We start from the raw sequence: 16,602 nt of genomic DNA on the forward strand, positions 1-16,602 counted from the left end.
TGTCATTAAAACGGCGATACTCCGAATCTTAAATAGACAATGTTATGACCGCACAAATCACCCTGACAATTAATGGCACCTCACATCGAGTCGAGCCTGGCATTAGCGTGGCGGCAGCTTTAGCCCGCTGCGGCATCACAAGCACACGCATCTCCGTTACGGGTATGGCGCGAGCACCTTTATGCGGCATGGGCATTTGCCAAGAATGTCGCGTTACAATTAATGGACATGCGCACCAACTCGCTTGCCAAACTTTATGCAGCAATGACATGACTATCCTCACCGGAAATTTTGCATGATTAGCGACATTCTCATCATCGGCGCGGGGCCATCCGGTCTAGCAGCAGCGTCGGCAGCTGCCGAGTCAGGCGCTCAAATCGACATCATCGATGACAACTTTATGTCTGGTGGCCAAATTTGGCGAGGCGGAGCACAATCACAAAGCGATATACGAGCACAAGCCTTGTGGAAAACGCTGAGTAATTGTGATCATGTACGCTTTCATTTCCAATCGAAAGTGGTCCACGTCACGCAAAAAGATGACGAGTACACGGTCGTGGTCGAAACCCAAGGTGTGTCAGAACCACAAATATTTTCGGCAAAAAAAATTCTACTTTGTACTGGCGCTCGTGAACTATTGCTGCCCTTTCCTGGCTGGACTCTAAACGGGGTGACTGGTGCAGGCGGACTTCAGGCACTCACGAAAGCAGGCTATCCGGTCGAAGGAAAATCGGTGATTATCGCTGGCACTGGACCATTAATGTTAGCGGTAGCAGCCACATTGATAGAACGTGGTGCCACAGTTACACACATCATAGAACAGGCAACATTTACTAAACTCAGCCGCTTTGCCTTCGGCTTGCTCGCGACCCCAAGAAAAATAAAGCAAGCGTTCACATTAGGTCGAGCTCTGAAGGAAACCATCTACCACGCAGACAGTTATGTACTCTCCGCACATGGTGACACTCAAGTTCAAAATGTGCGGGCCTCGGTCCAAGGTGAAATTCAAGAGTTCACCTGCGACATGCTCGCCTGCGGCTATGGATTGATTCCGAATATAGAATTAGCCGCTGCGTTTGGCTGTCAACTCAACGATGACAATGCGAACCAGAAAGTAGCTGTGAATGAATGGCAAGAAAGCAGCCAGGCTGGTGTGTATTGTGCAGGTGAAGGAACTGGCATCGGTGGTGTGGATTTAGCACTCGCAGAAGGCTATATTGCCGGCTATGCGGCAAGCTCCAACCTAACAAAAGCCCAACAGTACTTTTCAGAACGAACAACTTGGCAGCGCTTCGCAATTCGCCTGCATACTGCCTTTAGCTTACGCTCGGAGTTGCGCCAATTGTGCAACTCCGACACGATCGTATGCCGCTGTGAGGATGTGAGTTACGGGCAATTACAACAATATCGGGATTGGCGCGATGCTAAGCTACACACACGCTGTGGCATGGGAGCTTGCCAAGGCCGCATCTGCGGCAGTGCCAATCGCTTTTTATTTTCATGGGAAAAAGATGCAGGTCGCCTTCCTATCAGCACGGCAAAAATCGCTAGCTTGCTGAACTTACACACAAGTGAAAAATAAATTATCAAAAATTTGGGCAGTCAAAAGACAAAAATAGCGGCACCCCTCAACAACAAAATACCGCGTTTCAAATCCAAATAATGCGTATTGAAAGAACCTCCCCCCAAATTTCAAATCCGAGAAAAATGTTGTTTATTTGCAATAAATTTGATTTTCAATTGACAGGTTCCTGCTTCGAATGGTCTTATACATAAATTGAAAATTATTTTTCATAAATTATATCTTCAAGAAAATATATTCAAATTTCACTCACCTAAATACGGCGAATAAGACATATTTACAGTCGTAGTTTTCATTTTAGGATTTGAGGAAACAAGATTTTTTTCACTGAAACAACATTTCTTCGGAGTCAACTATGTTTAAAAAAACTGCCTTAGCGCAAGCATTGTCTGTTGCGTTTACCGCCGCCGTCGCGAGTTTTGCGCAACCGACATTTGCGCAAGATACCACTGCGACGCAAAGGGTAGAGGTCACCGGATCGAGCATCAAGCGCACGCAAACTGAATCCGCCTCGCCGATCCAAGTCATTGGCCGTGAAGAATTGGCCAAGTCAGGCAAAGCCACCGTCGCTGAATATTTACAGACGTTAACAGCAGATGGCGCAGGCTCTTTGCCAACTGGATTCGGGAACGGTTTTGCAGCGGGCTCAACAGCAATTTCCTTGCGCGGCTTGGGCGCAACTTCCACTTTAGTCTTATTAAATGGTCGTCGCATGGCGCCGTTTGCGCGTGCTGATGATGGACAAAAAAGTTTCACCGATTTATCCACTGTACCGATGGAAGCGGTTGACCGTATCGAAGTTTTGAAGGACGGTGCATCATCGACTTATGGCGCTGATGCCATTGCTGGCGTGGTCAACATTATTTTGCGCCGAGATTTTGAGGGTGTCATTCTCAAAGGCAATTATGGGATTTCCAAATACTCAGATCAACAACAAGCCAAAGGATCTTTGACAGTTGGATTGGGGAATTTAAACAAAGATGGCTACAACTTCTTATTTAATGCCGAAGCCTATAAGTCGGATGAAATCATGAATAAAGATCGTGCCGATCGTGCATGGATAGGCCATGGCGACATTCGTCCATGGGGTTATCCTATGACGACGCAATTCGCGGCTGGTCATATAACAACAGCTGGCTCCCCAAGTCCAACGGGATCCTTGCTCGATCCTGTCTCCAAGGCCTATGTGAGTTTGCCAGGGTGCTCTGCACTGTCAACGTCAAGTCCGCAAGATCCAAAAGGCGGCTGTTTATGGCATCAAGATCAATTCCGCTCCATGCAGCCACAAATTGACGGCGCTAATTTATACGCACGCGGCACATGGCAGCTGAACAATGATCTGCAAGCCTATGCTGAAATGGGTTATTCCAAACGTGACACGCATTTTGCATTGGTTCCGCCAACGATCACTCCAACCGTCGCGTTTCCGCCAAATGCGGCAACACCAAGTGGCGTAATTAATTTTGGTACTGGTGCAGGTACAGCCATCATGATGGCCGCGAATCACCCACAAAATCCATATGGCGTTCCGGTGCGGGTTCGTTACTCTGCATTCGACATCGGCCCTAGCGTACGAAATGCCAATAACGAATTCAATCGTTTCGTCGTCGGCGTTAAAGGTGTTGCTGCGGGCTGGGACTTTGATACTGCTTACGTACATTCAGAATCGAAATTACAACTCGCTTATACCAATATGCTGAATATGGCTGTCGTAAAAGCAAGCTTAGGTGATTCAACTAGCCCATATTTCCCTTATTATATTGGTGCCCAAGCAAGCAAAAATCCAGCATCGTTGTACTCTGCAATGGTACGTACTGCCACCTCTGACTCGACAACTCAAATCGACATCGTCGATATCAAAGCTTCTCGTGAGTTAATCGAATTGCCAGGAGGTATGTTAGGACTCGCCGTAGGTGCTGAGCATCGCCAAGAAAAACTCAACAATCCATCGTTGAGCGGCACGTCAAACGGCTCCATTAATGCAAGCTATGTTGCGGCTAAAGGTGACACCAAAGTATCCGCGGTATTTGCTGAATTGGCGGCGCCTATCTTAAAAGATCTAGAGTTATCCGCCGCTGTGCGTTACGACAAGTATGATCGTTTCAGCTCAACCACGCCAAAATTCGGTGCAAAATGGACGCCAAGTAAATCATTTGCATTACGTGGCACGTATTCCGAAGGCTTCCGTGCTCCAGGACCGGCGGAATCTGGTGCTGAAAGTCAAAGTACAGGTACCGCAACGGCACGCGATCCAATTCGCTGTCCAAACGGCACGCCTGCACCTGGCGCAACCAGCACAGATTGCGCAGCGTCGGTTGCTGCTGTCAAAGTTGGCGATCCTAATCTGTCACCGGAGAAGTCTAAGGGCTATACGCTGGGCATGATCTGGGAGCCGATCAATAATTTATCTATGTCTTTAGATGCTTGGCAAATCAAACGCAGCAATGAAATTAACCCTTTACCGTACAACGAAGCCGCAGCCTTACCAACTGCTATTCGTGCTGACAATAACTTAGTCATCAATGGTGTTGTGGTTCCTAACTCTGGCACCTTGCTCATTTCCAAAGCACCATATCGCAATTCAAGCTACACAGAGATCAAAGGATTGGATCTGGATGCAAAATACCGCATTAGCATGGGTGATTATGGCCGTACAACATTAGGTTTGACATGGACTCATATCGCATCTTGGTTGCGTGCTGAATCAGTAACAACAAAATATCAATTTGCCGGCACGCATGGTAATTGTGATACATCTAACTGCGCAGGTACGCCGAAAGATAAGATTAACTTCGCAACATCTTGGGATAAAGGCGATTGGAATGTAACAGGCACGTTCAACTACCGCTCGGATTTGAAGAACGTCGCATTTGCAGGCGACTTATGTGCATCAAAATTTGCAGATGGCAAAGACGCTCCTAACGGCTGCACCTTGGCATCTTTCACAACCCTGGACTTGTCTGCACGTTGGAACTACACCAAAAATCTGCAAATTTTTGCGTCTATCACCAACTTGACAGACAAAATTGCACCACTCGATCCTTTGACTTACGGTGGCCTAAGCTATAACCCAATGGATGCTAGCGGTGCGATTGGACGCTATTTTAAAGTTGGTGCGCGTTACCAGTTCTAAGTAAAACAAGTAGTCAAAGTTTTGAAATAATTGGTAGGGTTTTAGATGACTATTGAGAGGTAAGTGTAAAAACTCAACCTCCAATAGCATCAGCACAAAGAAAACCTTGCTGATATTCAATCTTCAGCATCAAGCTAGGGCACCTAATTTTCTGGTGCTCTAGTTTCAAATTCAGCTATTCGGCCAACAGCTCTGCAATAAATTCCAATCCCTCCAGCCTTTCAGCCACCACCTTCAAAATCACGATCATCGGCACTCCGAGCAACATTCCCGACACACCCCACAACCATGCGCCAAACAAGAGACTGACAAATACCGCGACAGAATTCATTTTTGCGATACGTCCCGTCATCCATGTTGTAACCACGGTACCAATCAAGCTGGCGATCCCTATCGTAAGCCCTGCGACCAATAACAACATTTGCAAGGATTCAAATTGCAAGAATGCCGCCAAACCTATCATTGCTGTGGCGATCAAAGATCCGAAATAAGGCATGATATGCAGCAGGCCTGCAGCGACAGCCCAAGCACCAGCGTTCTCCACACCGAGCAGGTGCAACATCAACCACATACACAAGGCCAACATTACGTTCGTTACTAGTAGCATAAACATGTAATTTTGGATCGAGGTATTGATCTCGTCCAAAATATGGACCGTAATTTTCTTTTGATGCAAAGACGGTCCGGTGAGTTTCACCAATTTGCGTTTGAATGCATCCCCTGAGACCAACAGGAAAAACACTAAAAATATCACCATGGTCGCTTGACCAACGAAGCCCAACATACCTAAAGAGCCTGCCCACACCCAGTCGATGACTTTGAAACCAGCGGCCTCAGCCGCGACCACTTTTTTTACCGGTCTGACGGTCATCGAACCAGAGTTTGCCGCGCGCACAATTTCAGTGGCAGCACTTTGCATTTGTTCTAATGCACCCGGCTGGCCATTTGGCGTAGTTTCAATCAAGCGCGATAATTTATGACTTGCTTCTGGCAAGGCCTCAATAATGGACACAAATTGGCCTTGTAATGCGATTGCAATTCCAATTCCACTTGATAACAAAACGATTGTCACCAGCACGGAACTTAGCAAGCGTGGAAACTTTATCGCTTGCAATCCCTTCACCAGAGGATTAATCGTATAAGCAATAAAAATAGCAAGGATCAGAGGAACCAAAAATTTCTGCGCCCACTGGAGTGCAAAAATAAAGGTAATGCTCGCGATTAAACCTAACGCTAAACCGCGGGCATTTACATGAATTGGCAAAGTCACTGGACTGTTGCTAGCACTATTAATTACCTGCTCATTACTGATAGGTAACGGCGATGTACTTATATCTTGCACTTCATTTTCGGTGACTTGTATATCCATGAGAATCGGCACTTTAAGTTCGGTTCAGATTTATTGAAGAGGCGTTTTTTTGACTAAATGCGGCGTAGTCAAAGGATCAAAATCGTGCCAGTCTCCATCCACAATCTTTCCAACACTCGTCTCAATATCGAGAGCGCCAAAAGAATTAAGAATCTGAATGACCTCGACTTCCTCAATCGCATCCATTACGTAAACCGCAACCATCATGCCGGTCTTGCGCTGCCTTGAGGCATTCTCACCGCCAACTTCAGGCTGACCTTTATCCTTCATTTCTGACACGCTACCAATCAAGGACCCAATATGAGCGCCTGCAGCGGTAGCTAGTACCGGCGCAAAAGGGCCGCCGATGGGGATTGCAACAACGCCGAGTGCTGCACCGAGCAAACCACCTCCGCTCGCACCGATCGCAACGCCAGTCAGTACCTCTTTCGTTCCAGGCGAGTCAAACCGATCTCCGCCTTGAGGCAATATGTCATGTTGACCGGGCGGGTTTACATAAAATGCGCTAATGCGTTTTTCATCAAATTTAGCAGCTTGCAATGCCAACATAAGTTTTGCGACTTGGTCCTGTTGCTGCACAAACCCTGCGATGATGTGCGACATAATTAATTGCCTTTCGTAAAACCAAACACTTCATGGAACAGCGAAAACAGATAAACCAAACGAATTTACTTTTCCGAACAATAAGAAAAAAACTAAATCCGCCCCATTAAAAGTAAGACCAACAGAATGACAAAAACCAAGCCAAGTCCACCGCTAGGTCCGTACCCCCAGTTTCGGCTATGAGGCCATCGTGGAAACGCACCTATCAACATAATAATTAAGACAATCAACAAAATAGTAGCGATACTCATATTCGCGTTCCTCAAGAAACTAAAGTAAGCCACATTAGAACTAAGATTCAGCTGATAGTCCGTTCGCCAGCACACACAGAAAACGCACCCGAATACGCAATGCAGTTTGCTTTAAATCGCAGTATTCTGTTCGCATCTCGTGCGCCTTGCACCAACACCCCACATCAAAGGTATTCACATGCAATCAACACGAACCGAGACCGATAGCTTCGGTGATATTGAAGTGCCGAATCATGTTCTTTGGGGAGCGCAAACTGCGCGAAGCTTGCATTTTTTTGCCATCGGTGAGCAACGTATGCCTATCGACATCATCCATGCCTTAGCCGCCATCAAGTGGGCTGCCGCTTGTGTCAATTACGCTGTTGAACGCCTTTCACAGAACCGATCAAAAGCAATCGCAAACGCCTCGTTAAGTGTTGCGGAAGGCCAGTTCGATCAAGAATTCCCCCTCTCGGTTTGGCAAACAGGATCTGGCACGCAAAGCAATATGAATGTCAATGAAGTCATCGCCCACTTAGCCACCAAGGATTTGCAAGGTGAAGTGGAGAACGTTAAAAAAATACATCCAAATGATGAGGTCAATTTAGGCCAATCCTCAAATGATGTTTTTCCTAGCGCCATGCACATTGCAATTGCACGTCAAACTCACCAAACATTGATTCCAGCTTTAGCACATTTGCATAAAACTTTGCAGGACAAGTCGGTGGAATTTAAAGACGTGATCAAAGTCGGGCGCACCCATTTGCAAGATGCAACACCCATCACACTTGGCCAAGAATTTAGCGGCTATGCTGCACAAATCGAATTGTGCAAGAACAGCTTAGATCAGTCGCTACCAGCCATCTACAACCTGGCGATCGGTGGAACTGCGGTAGGCACAGGATTAAACACACATCCTGAATTTGGCACTAGGGTCGCGCATTTATTAGCAGAGAAATTTTCACTGCCCTTCACGCCGGCCAGCAATTTATTCGCTGCCATGGCTGGGCATGAAGCCATTGTTGCTTTTCATGGAGCACTAAAAATGTTAGCAATCGCGCTGACCAAAATTGGAAACGACATCCGCCTAATGGCCAGCGGCCCACGTGCGGGTCTGGGAGAATTGCAATTACCAGCGAATGAACCTGGAAGTTCTATCATGCCAGGCAAAGTTAACCCGACTCAAATTGAAGCCCTTAGTATGGTATGCGCTCAAATACTGGGACATGATGTTGCGATTGGCTTTGCTGCGAGCCAAGGGCATTTTGAGCTGAATGTGTATAAACCTTTGATTGCACTCAATACGCTAGATAGCATACGTCTGCTCAGCGATGCGATGCGCAGTTTTAGCAATCACTGTCTGATTGATATTCAAGTGCGACAACAACGCATCGATGACTTACTCAAGAATTCACTCATGCTAGTAACAGCACTGACTCCCCACATTGGTTACGACAAGTCCGCCCAAATTGCAAAGTATGCACATAATGAGGATTGCTCTTTACGAGAAGCAGCGATAATTTTAGGGTTTGTGACGGAAACCGACTTTGACCTATGGATGAACCCACAATTCATGCTGGCAGCGAAAGCATGAGTGGAATTCGAGAATTTAGAAAAATGAAAGGTGAGCTCTGAAAAAGCAGGCCTGCACTTCATTTGCGTATAAATTGTATTGAATTGCACAACAAAAAAACCAGACCAGAATAAGCATCTGCCGCAAAAACTTTTGACAAGTTTAGGAAAGCTCCCTATAATGTTTGTCTCTGTTCCTTGATAGCTCAGTTGGTAGAGCGACGGACTGTTAATCCGCAGGTCCCTGGTTCGAGTCCAGGTCGAGGAGCCACAGAATTTTGTAGCTCTAGAAATAGAGATGTAGTGCAATAAAAAGTTTAGAAGTTGATCTTCTATTCCTTGATAGCTCAGTTGGTAGAGCGACGGACTGTTAATCCGCAGGTCCCTGGTTCGAGTCCAGGTCGAGGAGCCAAATTAAAAAGCCTTGTAGAGATACAAGGCTTTTTTCATTTCAGCACAATCCCCGTCCCCATTCAAAAACGTTCCAACTGGTTTTATGTTACAGTCTCGCCTTCGCTAGGGGTCCTGTACACATTTTCTGTACGGGTGAGATAGTCCCTTGAACCTGATCTGGATAATGCCAGCGAAGGGAAGCGCAAGATGACTCCGCTCATCCGCCCTCTTTTGCTTGGCACGTTCAGACTTAACCAAGTAAAAGAACGCATCATGTCAAATCCACGTTTTCGCATTAATTTCCGCCTAAGTTTAGTTGCCATCGCAATTGCACAGGCATTCACTACTTCCACGACAGCCTACGCCCAAAGCAAAGAGCAAACATTGCAAGAAGTCGTCATCAGCGGTAGCCGCAGCGGTAAAACTGAAACAAGTAAAGTCGGCGGGTTTATTGAAAATCCTTTGCAAGACACACCACTCTCAATCACCAGTTTCTCTGCAAGCCAATTGCAAGATTTGCGAATCCGCCAAACTACCGATGCGATGAAATTCGACACTAGCGTAAATGAGGCTTATAACGCTATCGGCTACGCAGAACAGTTTTCCATTCGCGGCTTTACGCTCGATAACGCATCGAGTTATCGCAAAGATGGCTTTGCCATTCCAGGTGATGCATCGATTCCCCTAGAAAACAAAGAACGCTTAGAAATTTTGAAAGGCGTCAGCGGCTTACAAGCCGGCTTTACAACACCAGGCGGCATCTTAAATTATGTTACGAAGCGCCCGAGCAATACCGCACTACGCGCCATCACTGTGGAAGCGAGTGAGCGTGGCACTTTGTACGGTGCAGTGGATCTAGGCGGCAAATCTGATGACAAACAATTCGGTTATCGCATCAACGTAGCAGGTGAAAAATTACGCTCTTACGTCAAAGGTGCGGATGGTGAACGCCAATTCATATCCGCCGCGTTTGACTGGCAAATTACGCCACTTGCCCTATTCCAGATCGATCTCGACCATCAACACAAATCACAATTATCAGTACCCGGCTTTCAATTATTTAATGGCACGGATCTGCCGCGCGGTATTTCTGCCGACTTAATGTTGAACGATCAAAAATGGGCAAAGCCAGTTGATACTACTAATCGCAATATTGGCCTTCGCTTTGAATATCAACTAAACAGTAATTGGATCGCCGCCATTTCCAGCAACCATCACGAATTCAAACGCGATGATTACACGGCTTTTCCATATGGTTGCAGTGCGCAAAACCTATTTCCAGGCTACTGCGCAAATGGTGATTACGACGTGTACGACTATCGCAGCCTAAATGAGTCCAAATCACTACGCGGCGCACAAATACTGATGAACGGCAAATTTAATACAGGGGATGTGCAACATAAGTTAGCGATCGGCTTAAGCAACTCCCAACGTCGCGATTATTTTGGCGACTACTTGTATGACTACGCTGGCAGCAGCAACTTATTCCATCCGGTTTCAGTGCCGCTAACAAATGGCAAATCTGGACCAGTTTCTTTACATCGGACCGATAAAGAAACCTCACTCTTCGCACAAGACATCATTAGTTTGAGCAATCAGCTCGATCTACATGTAGGCTTACGTCACCTGAAGGTTGACCGCAAGCAAGCAGGCAGCCCTGACTTTGAACAAAGCTACAATCTACCGAACTTGGCATTGGTATTTAAACTTGACAATGTCATCAGCACCTATGTTAGCGCCAGCGAAGGCTTAGAACATGGCGGCGTTGCACCATTCGGCACTAAAAATGAAAATCTTATGCTCGATGCAGGTAAATCGAAGCAGCTTGAAATTGGCGTCAAGGCAGCAATAAGCCGTGACTTTAACTACTCAGCTGCATTATTCCGCACCACAAAACCTTTCGAGTACACCAATGCTGCTAATTTTTACGTTAGTGCTGGCGAGGCCGAACATCGTGGAATAGAACTATCAGCACAAGGAAACTTAAGCAAAGACTGGACACTCGGCGTCAGCGCTACCGCAATCAATGCGCGTCAAAATAATACTGGCGACCAAGCAATTGAAGGCAAACGTATAACCAACGTGCCAAACTTCAAATCCACGGTCTACACCGATTACGCGCCAAGCATCTTGAATGGCACACACCTGACGGCATCTTGGCAATATTCAGGCGGCAAATCATTTAGCCCAGACAATAAGGTATCTGTACCTGGATACAACGTGGTCAATTTCGGCACCCGCTACACAACGCAACTAAATGGTGTCGTCAGCACCTTCCGTTTCGATGTTAACAATGCTTTCAATAAATTCTATTGGCGTGATGTAACACAAAGTTTGGGAGGCTATTTATTCCCAGGCGCACCGCGTACTTATAAAATATCGGGACAGTTCGACTTTTAAGCGTTATTTTTCATGGAGGCGAACAACTAAGTTCGCCTCTACGCCCCTCACACTTCCCAATTCTGCAAAATCAGGCAGTACCTGACAAGATTACTCAACTTTGCTATACTTGAGTCAAATGCTCGGGATTAAAGTTTATTCATGACTTTCGCCAAGCATCACTAAACAAGTTTGGAGTATTGACTCATGCGTCTAACCACTAAAGGCCGATTTGCTGTGACAGCCATGATCGATCTTGCCTTACGTCAAGACAATGGACCGGTCACGCTGGCAGGCATTAGCCAACGCCAGGATATTTCCTTGTCTTATCTGGAACAATTATTCGGCAAACTGCGTCGCCATGAAATCGTCGAATCCGTGCGTGGCCCAGGCGGTGGTTACAATCTCGCCCGCAAAGCGCAAAATGTGACTGTGGCGGACATTATTATCGCGGTCGACGAACCACTCGATGCGACTCAATGTGGCAGCAAAGGTAATTGCCATGGCGGTGATCATGACAATGGCATCCATTGCATGACACATGATTTATGGGCGACTTTAAACGCCAAAATGGTCGATTATTTAGACTCTGTTTCTCTGCAAGACTTGGTCAACCAACAAAAACAAAAAGCCCAAGATAAACCTATTGTTATCGTTCGCCACGGACACGCCGAACGCACTATTTCCTAAAATTTGGAGTTTTGAATGACTGCCGCAACTACCGCATCTACTCACGTATCCGTACCATTGACAAAAGCTTTGATCGACACGCTGAAAGCACCGCATTTTCCGATTTACATGGATTACTCAGCGACGACCCCAGTTGATCCGCGCGTTGCCGACGTAATGATTCCTTATTTACGCGCGCAATATGGCAATCCAGCGTCACGCAGTCACGCCTATGGCTGGGATGCCGAAGCAGCAGTCGAAGCGGCACGCGGTCACGTTGCCGCTTTGGTGAATGCTGATTCTCGTGAAATCATCTGGACCTCTGGCGCGACAGAAAGTAATAACCTTGCATTAAAAGGTGCCGCACAGTTTTACAAAGGCAAAGGTAAACACATCATTACCGTTAAGACTGAACACAAAGCAGTATTAGACACCGTACGTGAATTAGAGCGTCAAGGCTTTGAAGCGACTTACTTGCAGCCACAAGACAATGGCTTAATCACCATCGAGCAATTAAAAGAAGCCATCCGTCCTGATACGATTTTAGTGTCTGTGATGTGGGTAAATAACGAAATTGGCGTGATTCAACCGATCGCTGAGATCGGTGAACTGTGCCGTGAAAAAGGCATCATTTTCCATTCTGACGCAGCACAAGCAACAGGCAAAGTCGAAATTGATTTGGAAAAAGTAAAAGTCGATTTAGTCTCCTTCTCTGCCCATAAATCCTATGGTCCAAAAGGCGTGGGTGCTTTGTATGTTCGTCGCAAACCACGCGTACGTTTAGAAGCGCAAATGCACGGTGGCGGTCATGAGCGCGGTTTGCGTTCTGGCACATTGGCACCGCATCAAATCGCCGGCATGGGCGAAGCCTTCCGTATTGCGAAAGAAGAAATGGCTAGCGAATTAGCACACGTTCGCGCCATGCGTGATCGTTTGGCAAAAGGCTTGAGCGAAATCGAAGAGACTTACATCAACGGCGACATGGATCACCGCGTTCCACATAATTTGAACGTGAGTTTCAACTATGTTGAAGGCGAATCCTTGATCATGGCGATTAAAGACATCGCGGTATCCTCAGGCTCAGCTTGTACGTCTGCCAGTTTGGAACCATCCTACGTTTTACGTGCTCTGGGTCGCAGCGATGAATTAGCCCATAGCTCGATTCGTTTTACCATCGGTCGCTTTACAACAGAAGAAGACATTGATTTCACCATTGAACTCTTGAAATCCAAAGTCGGCAAATTGCGCGAATTGTCGCCATTATGGGATATGTACAAAGACGGTATCGACATTTCTACAATTCAATGGGCTGCGCATTAATTAACTAATTTAAGAGGGAAACATCATGGCATATTCAGAAAAAGTATTGGATCACTACGAGAATCCACGTAACGTTGGCGCATTTGAAAAAGGTGATGACACTGTCGGTACTGGCATGGTCGGCGCACCAGCATGCGGCGACGTCATGAAATTGCAAATCAAAGTTGGCGCGGATGGCGTAATTCAAGACGCCAAGTTCAAAACTTATGGTTGCGGTTCTGCAATCGCTTCATCCTCTCTGGTAACAGAGTGGGTTAAAGGTAAAACTTTAGACCAAGCGATGAGTATCAAGAACACGGAAATCGCTGAAGAATTGGCGTTGCCACCAGTCAAAATCCACTGTTCTATTTTGGCAGAAGATGCGATCAAAGCAGCAGTACTTGATTACAAAAACAAGCATAGCGCTGAATAATTTTATTCAACTTATTTTTCGCGCAGTTTTAGCGCAATTTGGATAGATCATGGCGATTACTCTGACAGAAAAAGCAGCAAAACACGTCATCCGTTATATGGAGCGTCGCGGCAAAGGCATAGGCTTGCGTTTCGGCGTCCGTACTACGGGTTGCTCGGGTATGGCGTATAAATTGGAATATGTAGACGAAGTCGGTAACGAAGATCAAATCTTCGAAACCCACGGTGTGAAAGTGTTCGTCGATCCGAAGAGCCTGCCTTATATTGATGGCACAGAACTGGACTTCGCACGTGAAGGCTTGAACGAAGGCTTTAAATTCTACAACCCTAACGTCAAAGACGAATGTGGCTGTGGCGAGAGCTTCCGAATTTAATCTAAGGTAGCCTGACGATGACGATGCAGAATCACTTCGCTTTGTTTCATTTGCCTATGCAATTCGAGCTTGATCGTTCGCAACTCGATACCGCATATCGCGAAGTGCAATCGCGCGTGCATCCAGACAAGTTTGTACAAGCTGGCGACGCAGAAAAACGTGTCGCCATGCAGTGGGCGACACAAGCCAACGAAGCCTATCAAACGCTGAAAGATCCATTAAAACGTGCGACTTATTTATGCAATTTGAATGGCGTTGACTTGCAAACTGAATCAAATACCAGCATGCCCGTCAGTTTTTTGATGCAGCAGATGGAATGGCGTGAAGCCTTCGACGATGCGCGACACGGTAAAGACATGAAAGCCATGATGCAGCTTGAAAAAGAGGTTCAGGCTGGCTTGAAAACCCAAACAGCGAATGCAGGTAATGCAATTTCAAAAGCTGATTTTCAAACCGCGGCGCAAGAGATTCGCGCTTGTCTGTTTTTGGAAAAATTTCTAGCTGACATTGCTGTTTTTGACGAATAAAAAATCTAGCAAGCACTCTAAAACGCACTGCTAAATTCGAATGGCGCCAAATTGATGTTTTCATGGTTTCGGCGCAGACAAGCAGAATTTAGATTTACCAAAACCGACGACATTTAGCGTCTTCCTCACGACAAGATTATGGCATTACTGCAAATTTCAGAACCTGGCATGTCCACTGCCCCGCACCAACATCGCTTAGCGGTTGGCATTGATTTGGGAACGACCAATTCCTTAGTTGCCACGGTACGCAATAGTATTCCTGAAATTCTCAACGATGAAGAAGGCCGCTCATTATTACCGTCGGTGGTTAGATATTTACCGAATGGTCATGCACACATCGGTTTCAAAGCCCAAGCCGAACAAACGACTGATCCGAAAAACACCATCGTCTCCGTTAAACGATTTATGGGGCGCGGGCTAAAAGATATCCCGCATGCTGAAAACCTGCCTTACGATTTTCATGATGAGCCAGGCATGGTGCAATTGAAAACCGTCGCTGGCATCAAAAGCCCAGTTGAAGTCTCAGCACAAATTTTAGCGACATTACGCCAACAAGCGGAAGACGCCTTAGGTGACGACTTAGTCGGTGCCGTGATTACCGTCCCAGCTTACTTCGACGACGCACAACGTCAAGCCACCAAAGATGCTGCCAAATTAGCGGGATTAAATGTCTTACGGCTATTGAATGAGCCGACTGCTGCGGCGATTGCCTATGGCCTAGACAATGGATCCGAAGGTGTGTATGCGGTCTATGATTTAGGTGGTGGCACTTTCGACATTTCCATTTTGCGTATGAGTAAAGGTGTGTTCGAAGTGTTATCAACGGGTGGCGATTCTGCTCTTGGTGGTGACGATTTTGATCATCGCTTATTCTGCTGGATTTTGCAGGAGGCTGGTCTGTCTTTATTGAATGACGCCGATACCCGCGTACTCATGGTCAAAGCGCGTGAAGCCAAGGAAATTCTCTCAACGCAACTTTCGACTTACATCGATGCAAAGTTGTCGAGTGGTGATGTCGTTCATCTGCAAATCACCAAGAATATCTTTACCGAAATTACTGAGAATCTCGTCATTAAGACCATCACCCCTTGCCGCAAAGTGCTACGCGATGCCAAGTTATCCGTTGATGATATTGATGGGGTTGTCTTGGTTGGTGGCGCGACCCGCATGCCGCATGTGCGCAAAGCGGTTGGCGAATTCTTTGAAACCACACCTCTGGCTAATATCGATCCTGATAAAGTCGTTGCGCTCGGCGCCGCTATTCAAGCCAACCTGTTAGCAGGCAATCGCGCCGCAGGTGATGATTGGCTGTTGTTAGATGTCATTCCTTTGTCGCTGGGTATAGAAACCATGGGTGGCTTGTCCGAAAAGGTCATTCCCCGAAATTCCACCATTCCCTGCGCTCGCGCGCAGGAATTCACGACCTTCAAAGATGGTCAAACCGCACTCGCAATTCACGTTGTGCAAGGTGAGCGCGAGCTCGTCAGCGATTGCCGCTCCCTAGCAAAATTTGAGTTGCGTGGCATTCCGCCAATGGCCGCTGGTGCGGCACGCATCCGCATTACTTATCAAGTTGATGCAGATGGTTTGCTGTCTGTTTCGGCGCGCGAAATGCGCTCGGGCGTGGAAGCGTCAATCGTGGTTAAGCCGTCTTATGGTTTAGCCGATGACGACATTGCGCGCATGCTGCAAGACTCATTCGGCTCTTCAGAGGCGGATATGCAAGCACGTGCTTTGCGCGAAGAACAAGTCGAAGCTGACCGATTGTTGCTGGCGATTGAATCCGCGTTAGCGAGTGATAGGCAATTGTTAAGCCCTGAAGAATTGCAAAAAATCGAGATATTGACTACGAATTTACGCACCACAAAACAAGGTGATGACCATGACGCGATCAAGGCGTCGATCACAGCACTGGCCGATGGCACTGAAGAATTTGCCGCTCGACGCATGGATCAAAGTGTGCGTAGTGCACTCGCTGGTAAGAATCTGAATGAATTTGAATAGACTAGACTAGCCCCATATTGCAAAGCAAAAATTAAA

General features: G+C 46.7%; 14 protein-coding genes, 2 tRNA genes and 1 riboswitch. Of the genes, 13 read left to right on the forward strand and 3 right to left on the reverse strand.

All coding sequences use genetic code 11. From position 1 onward, the window contains the following. The first annotated feature begins 44 nt into the window (after window positions 1-44). The 3 genes from H8K52_RS11670 (at window position 45) to H8K52_RS11680 (ending at window position 4,715) form a co-directional block, all read left to right on the forward strand. Window positions 45-299, forward strand: coding sequence for a (2Fe-2S)-binding protein (locus H8K52_RS11670; protein WP_186923086.1), 255 nt, complete (start codon window positions 45-47; stop codon window positions 297-299). Then, window positions 296-1,582, forward strand: a complete 1,287-nt coding sequence (locus tag H8K52_RS11675; protein WP_186923087.1) for an NAD(P)/FAD-dependent oxidoreductase — start codon at window positions 296-298, stop codon at window positions 1,580-1,582. Before H8K52_RS11670 ends, H8K52_RS11675 begins: the two co-directional genes overlap by 4 nt. A 355-nt stretch (window positions 1,583-1,937) precedes the next feature. Further along, window positions 1,938-4,715 (forward strand): TonB-dependent receptor, encoded by a 2,778-nt coding sequence (locus tag H8K52_RS11680; RefSeq protein ID WP_186923088.1) that lies wholly within the window; start codon window positions 1,938-1,940, stop codon window positions 4,713-4,715. 175 nt (window positions 4,716-4,890) lie between these two features. On the opposite strand, the gene H8K52_RS11685 is transcribed toward H8K52_RS11680, so the two are convergent. From H8K52_RS11685 to H8K52_RS11695, 3 genes are all read right to left on the reverse strand, one after another. Next, on the reverse strand, window positions 4,891-6,084 hold the full coding sequence (locus H8K52_RS11685) for an AI-2E family transporter (protein ID WP_186923089.1): 1,194 nt from the start codon (window positions 6,082-6,084) through the stop codon (window positions 4,891-4,893). A gap of 30 nt (window positions 6,085-6,114) precedes the next feature. After that, the gene (locus H8K52_RS11690) at window positions 6,115-6,687 is read right to left on the reverse strand and encodes a hypothetical protein (protein ID WP_186923090.1); all 573 of its coding nucleotides are present in this window, start codon (window positions 6,685-6,687) and stop codon (window positions 6,115-6,117) included. A gap of 92 nt (window positions 6,688-6,779) precedes the next feature. Next, complete coding sequence (locus H8K52_RS11695) at window positions 6,780-6,938, reverse strand: DUF3309 domain-containing protein (RefSeq protein ID WP_186923091.1); 159 nt, start codon at window positions 6,936-6,938, stop codon at window positions 6,780-6,782. Window positions 6,939-7,116: 178 nt separating this feature from the next. Between H8K52_RS11695 and fumC the strand changes: the two genes are divergently transcribed. The 10 genes from fumC to hscA all read left to right on the forward strand — a co-directional run bounded on the left by fumC (window position 7,117) and on the right by hscA (window position 16,566). Continuing rightward, window positions 7,117-8,511 (forward strand): class II fumarate hydratase, encoded by a 1,395-nt coding sequence (gene fumC / locus H8K52_RS11700; RefSeq protein WP_186923092.1) that lies wholly within the window; start codon window positions 7,117-7,119, stop codon window positions 8,509-8,511. Between the two features lie 173 nt (window positions 8,512-8,684). Continuing rightward, window positions 8,685-8,760: transfer RNA gene (locus H8K52_RS11705), tRNA-Asn, on the forward strand. Window positions 8,761-8,825: 65 nt separating this feature from the next. Beyond that, window positions 8,826-8,901, forward strand: a tRNA-Asn gene (locus H8K52_RS11710). Between the two features lie 96 nt (window positions 8,902-8,997). Then, a riboswitch (TPP riboswitch) is annotated at window positions 8,998-9,098 on the forward strand. 57 nt (window positions 9,099-9,155) lie between these two features. After that, the gene (locus tag H8K52_RS11715) at window positions 9,156-11,282 is read left to right on the forward strand and encodes a TonB-dependent siderophore receptor (RefSeq protein WP_186923093.1); all 2,127 of its coding nucleotides are present in this window, start codon (window positions 9,156-9,158) and stop codon (window positions 11,280-11,282) included. A gap of 186 nt (window positions 11,283-11,468) precedes the next feature. Beyond that, on the forward strand, window positions 11,469-11,951 hold the full coding sequence (iscR, locus tag H8K52_RS11720; protein ID WP_186923094.1) for a Fe-S cluster assembly transcriptional regulator IscR: 483 nt from the start codon (window positions 11,469-11,471) through the stop codon (window positions 11,949-11,951). 81 nt (window positions 11,952-12,032) lie between these two features. After that, window positions 12,033-13,250 (forward strand): IscS subfamily cysteine desulfurase, encoded by a 1,218-nt coding sequence (locus H8K52_RS11725; protein ID WP_281387952.1) that lies wholly within the window; start codon window positions 12,033-12,035, stop codon window positions 13,248-13,250. 25 nt (window positions 13,251-13,275) lie between these two features. After that, window positions 13,276-13,662, forward strand: a complete 387-nt coding sequence (iscU, locus tag H8K52_RS11730) for a Fe-S cluster assembly scaffold IscU (protein ID WP_186923096.1) — start codon at window positions 13,276-13,278, stop codon at window positions 13,660-13,662. A gap of 49 nt (window positions 13,663-13,711) precedes the next feature. Beyond that, window positions 13,712-14,035, forward strand: coding sequence for an iron-sulfur cluster assembly protein IscA (iscA, locus tag H8K52_RS11735; RefSeq protein WP_186889176.1), 324 nt, complete (start codon window positions 13,712-13,714; stop codon window positions 14,033-14,035). A 23-nt stretch (window positions 14,036-14,058) separates the two neighbouring features. Then, window positions 14,059-14,562 carry a Fe-S protein assembly co-chaperone HscB gene (gene hscB, locus H8K52_RS11740; protein WP_186923166.1) on the forward strand — a complete coding sequence of 168 codons (504 nt, stop codon included), beginning with the start codon at window positions 14,059-14,061 and terminating at the stop codon, window positions 14,560-14,562. Window positions 14,563-14,700: 138 nt separating this feature from the next. After that, window positions 14,701-16,566 carry a Fe-S protein assembly chaperone HscA gene (hscA, locus tag H8K52_RS11745; RefSeq protein ID WP_186923097.1) on the forward strand — a complete coding sequence of 622 codons (1,866 nt, stop codon included), beginning with the start codon at window positions 14,701-14,703 and terminating at the stop codon, window positions 16,564-16,566. Window positions 16,567-16,602 lie beyond the last annotated feature (36 nt).

Origin of the sequence: Affinundibacterium seohonense (assembly GCF_014284305.1) — a bacterium.
Classification (GTDB): Bacteria; Pseudomonadota; Gammaproteobacteria; order Burkholderiales; family Burkholderiaceae_D; genus Undibacterium; species Undibacterium seohonense.

Bases quoted from the DNA above. Each gene is read 5' to 3' on its own strand.
- H8K52_RS11670 (WP_186923086.1), top strand. From the start codon at position 45: ATGACCGCACAAATCACCCTGACAATTAATGGCACCTCACATCGAGTC.
- H8K52_RS11675 (WP_186923087.1), top strand. From the start codon at position 296: ATGATTAGCGACATTCTCATCATCGGCGCGGGGCCATCCGGTCTAGCA.
- H8K52_RS11680 (WP_186923088.1), top strand. From the start codon at position 1,938: ATGTTTAAAAAAACTGCCTTAGCGCAAGCATTGTCTGTTGCGTTTACC.
- H8K52_RS11685 (WP_186923089.1), bottom strand. From the start codon at position 6,084: ATGGATATACAAGTCACCGAAAATGAAGTGCAAGATATAAGTACATCG.
- H8K52_RS11690 (WP_186923090.1), bottom strand. From the start codon at position 6,687: ATGTCGCACATCATCGCAGGGTTTGTGCAGCAACAGGACCAAGTCGCA.
- H8K52_RS11695 (WP_186923091.1), bottom strand. From the start codon at position 6,938: ATGAGTATCGCTACTATTTTGTTGATTGTCTTAATTATTATGTTGATA.
- fumC (WP_186923092.1), top strand. From the start codon at position 7,117: ATGCAATCAACACGAACCGAGACCGATAGCTTCGGTGATATTGAAGTG.
- H8K52_RS11715 (WP_186923093.1), top strand. From the start codon at position 9,156: ATGTCAAATCCACGTTTTCGCATTAATTTCCGCCTAAGTTTAGTTGCC.
- iscR (WP_186923094.1), top strand. From the start codon at position 11,469: ATGCGTCTAACCACTAAAGGCCGATTTGCTGTGACAGCCATGATCGAT.
- iscU (WP_186923096.1), top strand. From the start codon at position 13,276: ATGGCATATTCAGAAAAAGTATTGGATCACTACGAGAATCCACGTAAC.
- iscA (WP_186889176.1), top strand. From the start codon at position 13,712: ATGGCGATTACTCTGACAGAAAAAGCAGCAAAACACGTCATCCGTTAT.
- hscB (WP_186923166.1), top strand. From the start codon at position 14,059: ATGCAGAATCACTTCGCTTTGTTTCATTTGCCTATGCAATTCGAGCTT.
- hscA (WP_186923097.1), top strand. From the start codon at position 14,701: ATGGCATTACTGCAAATTTCAGAACCTGGCATGTCCACTGCCCCGCAC.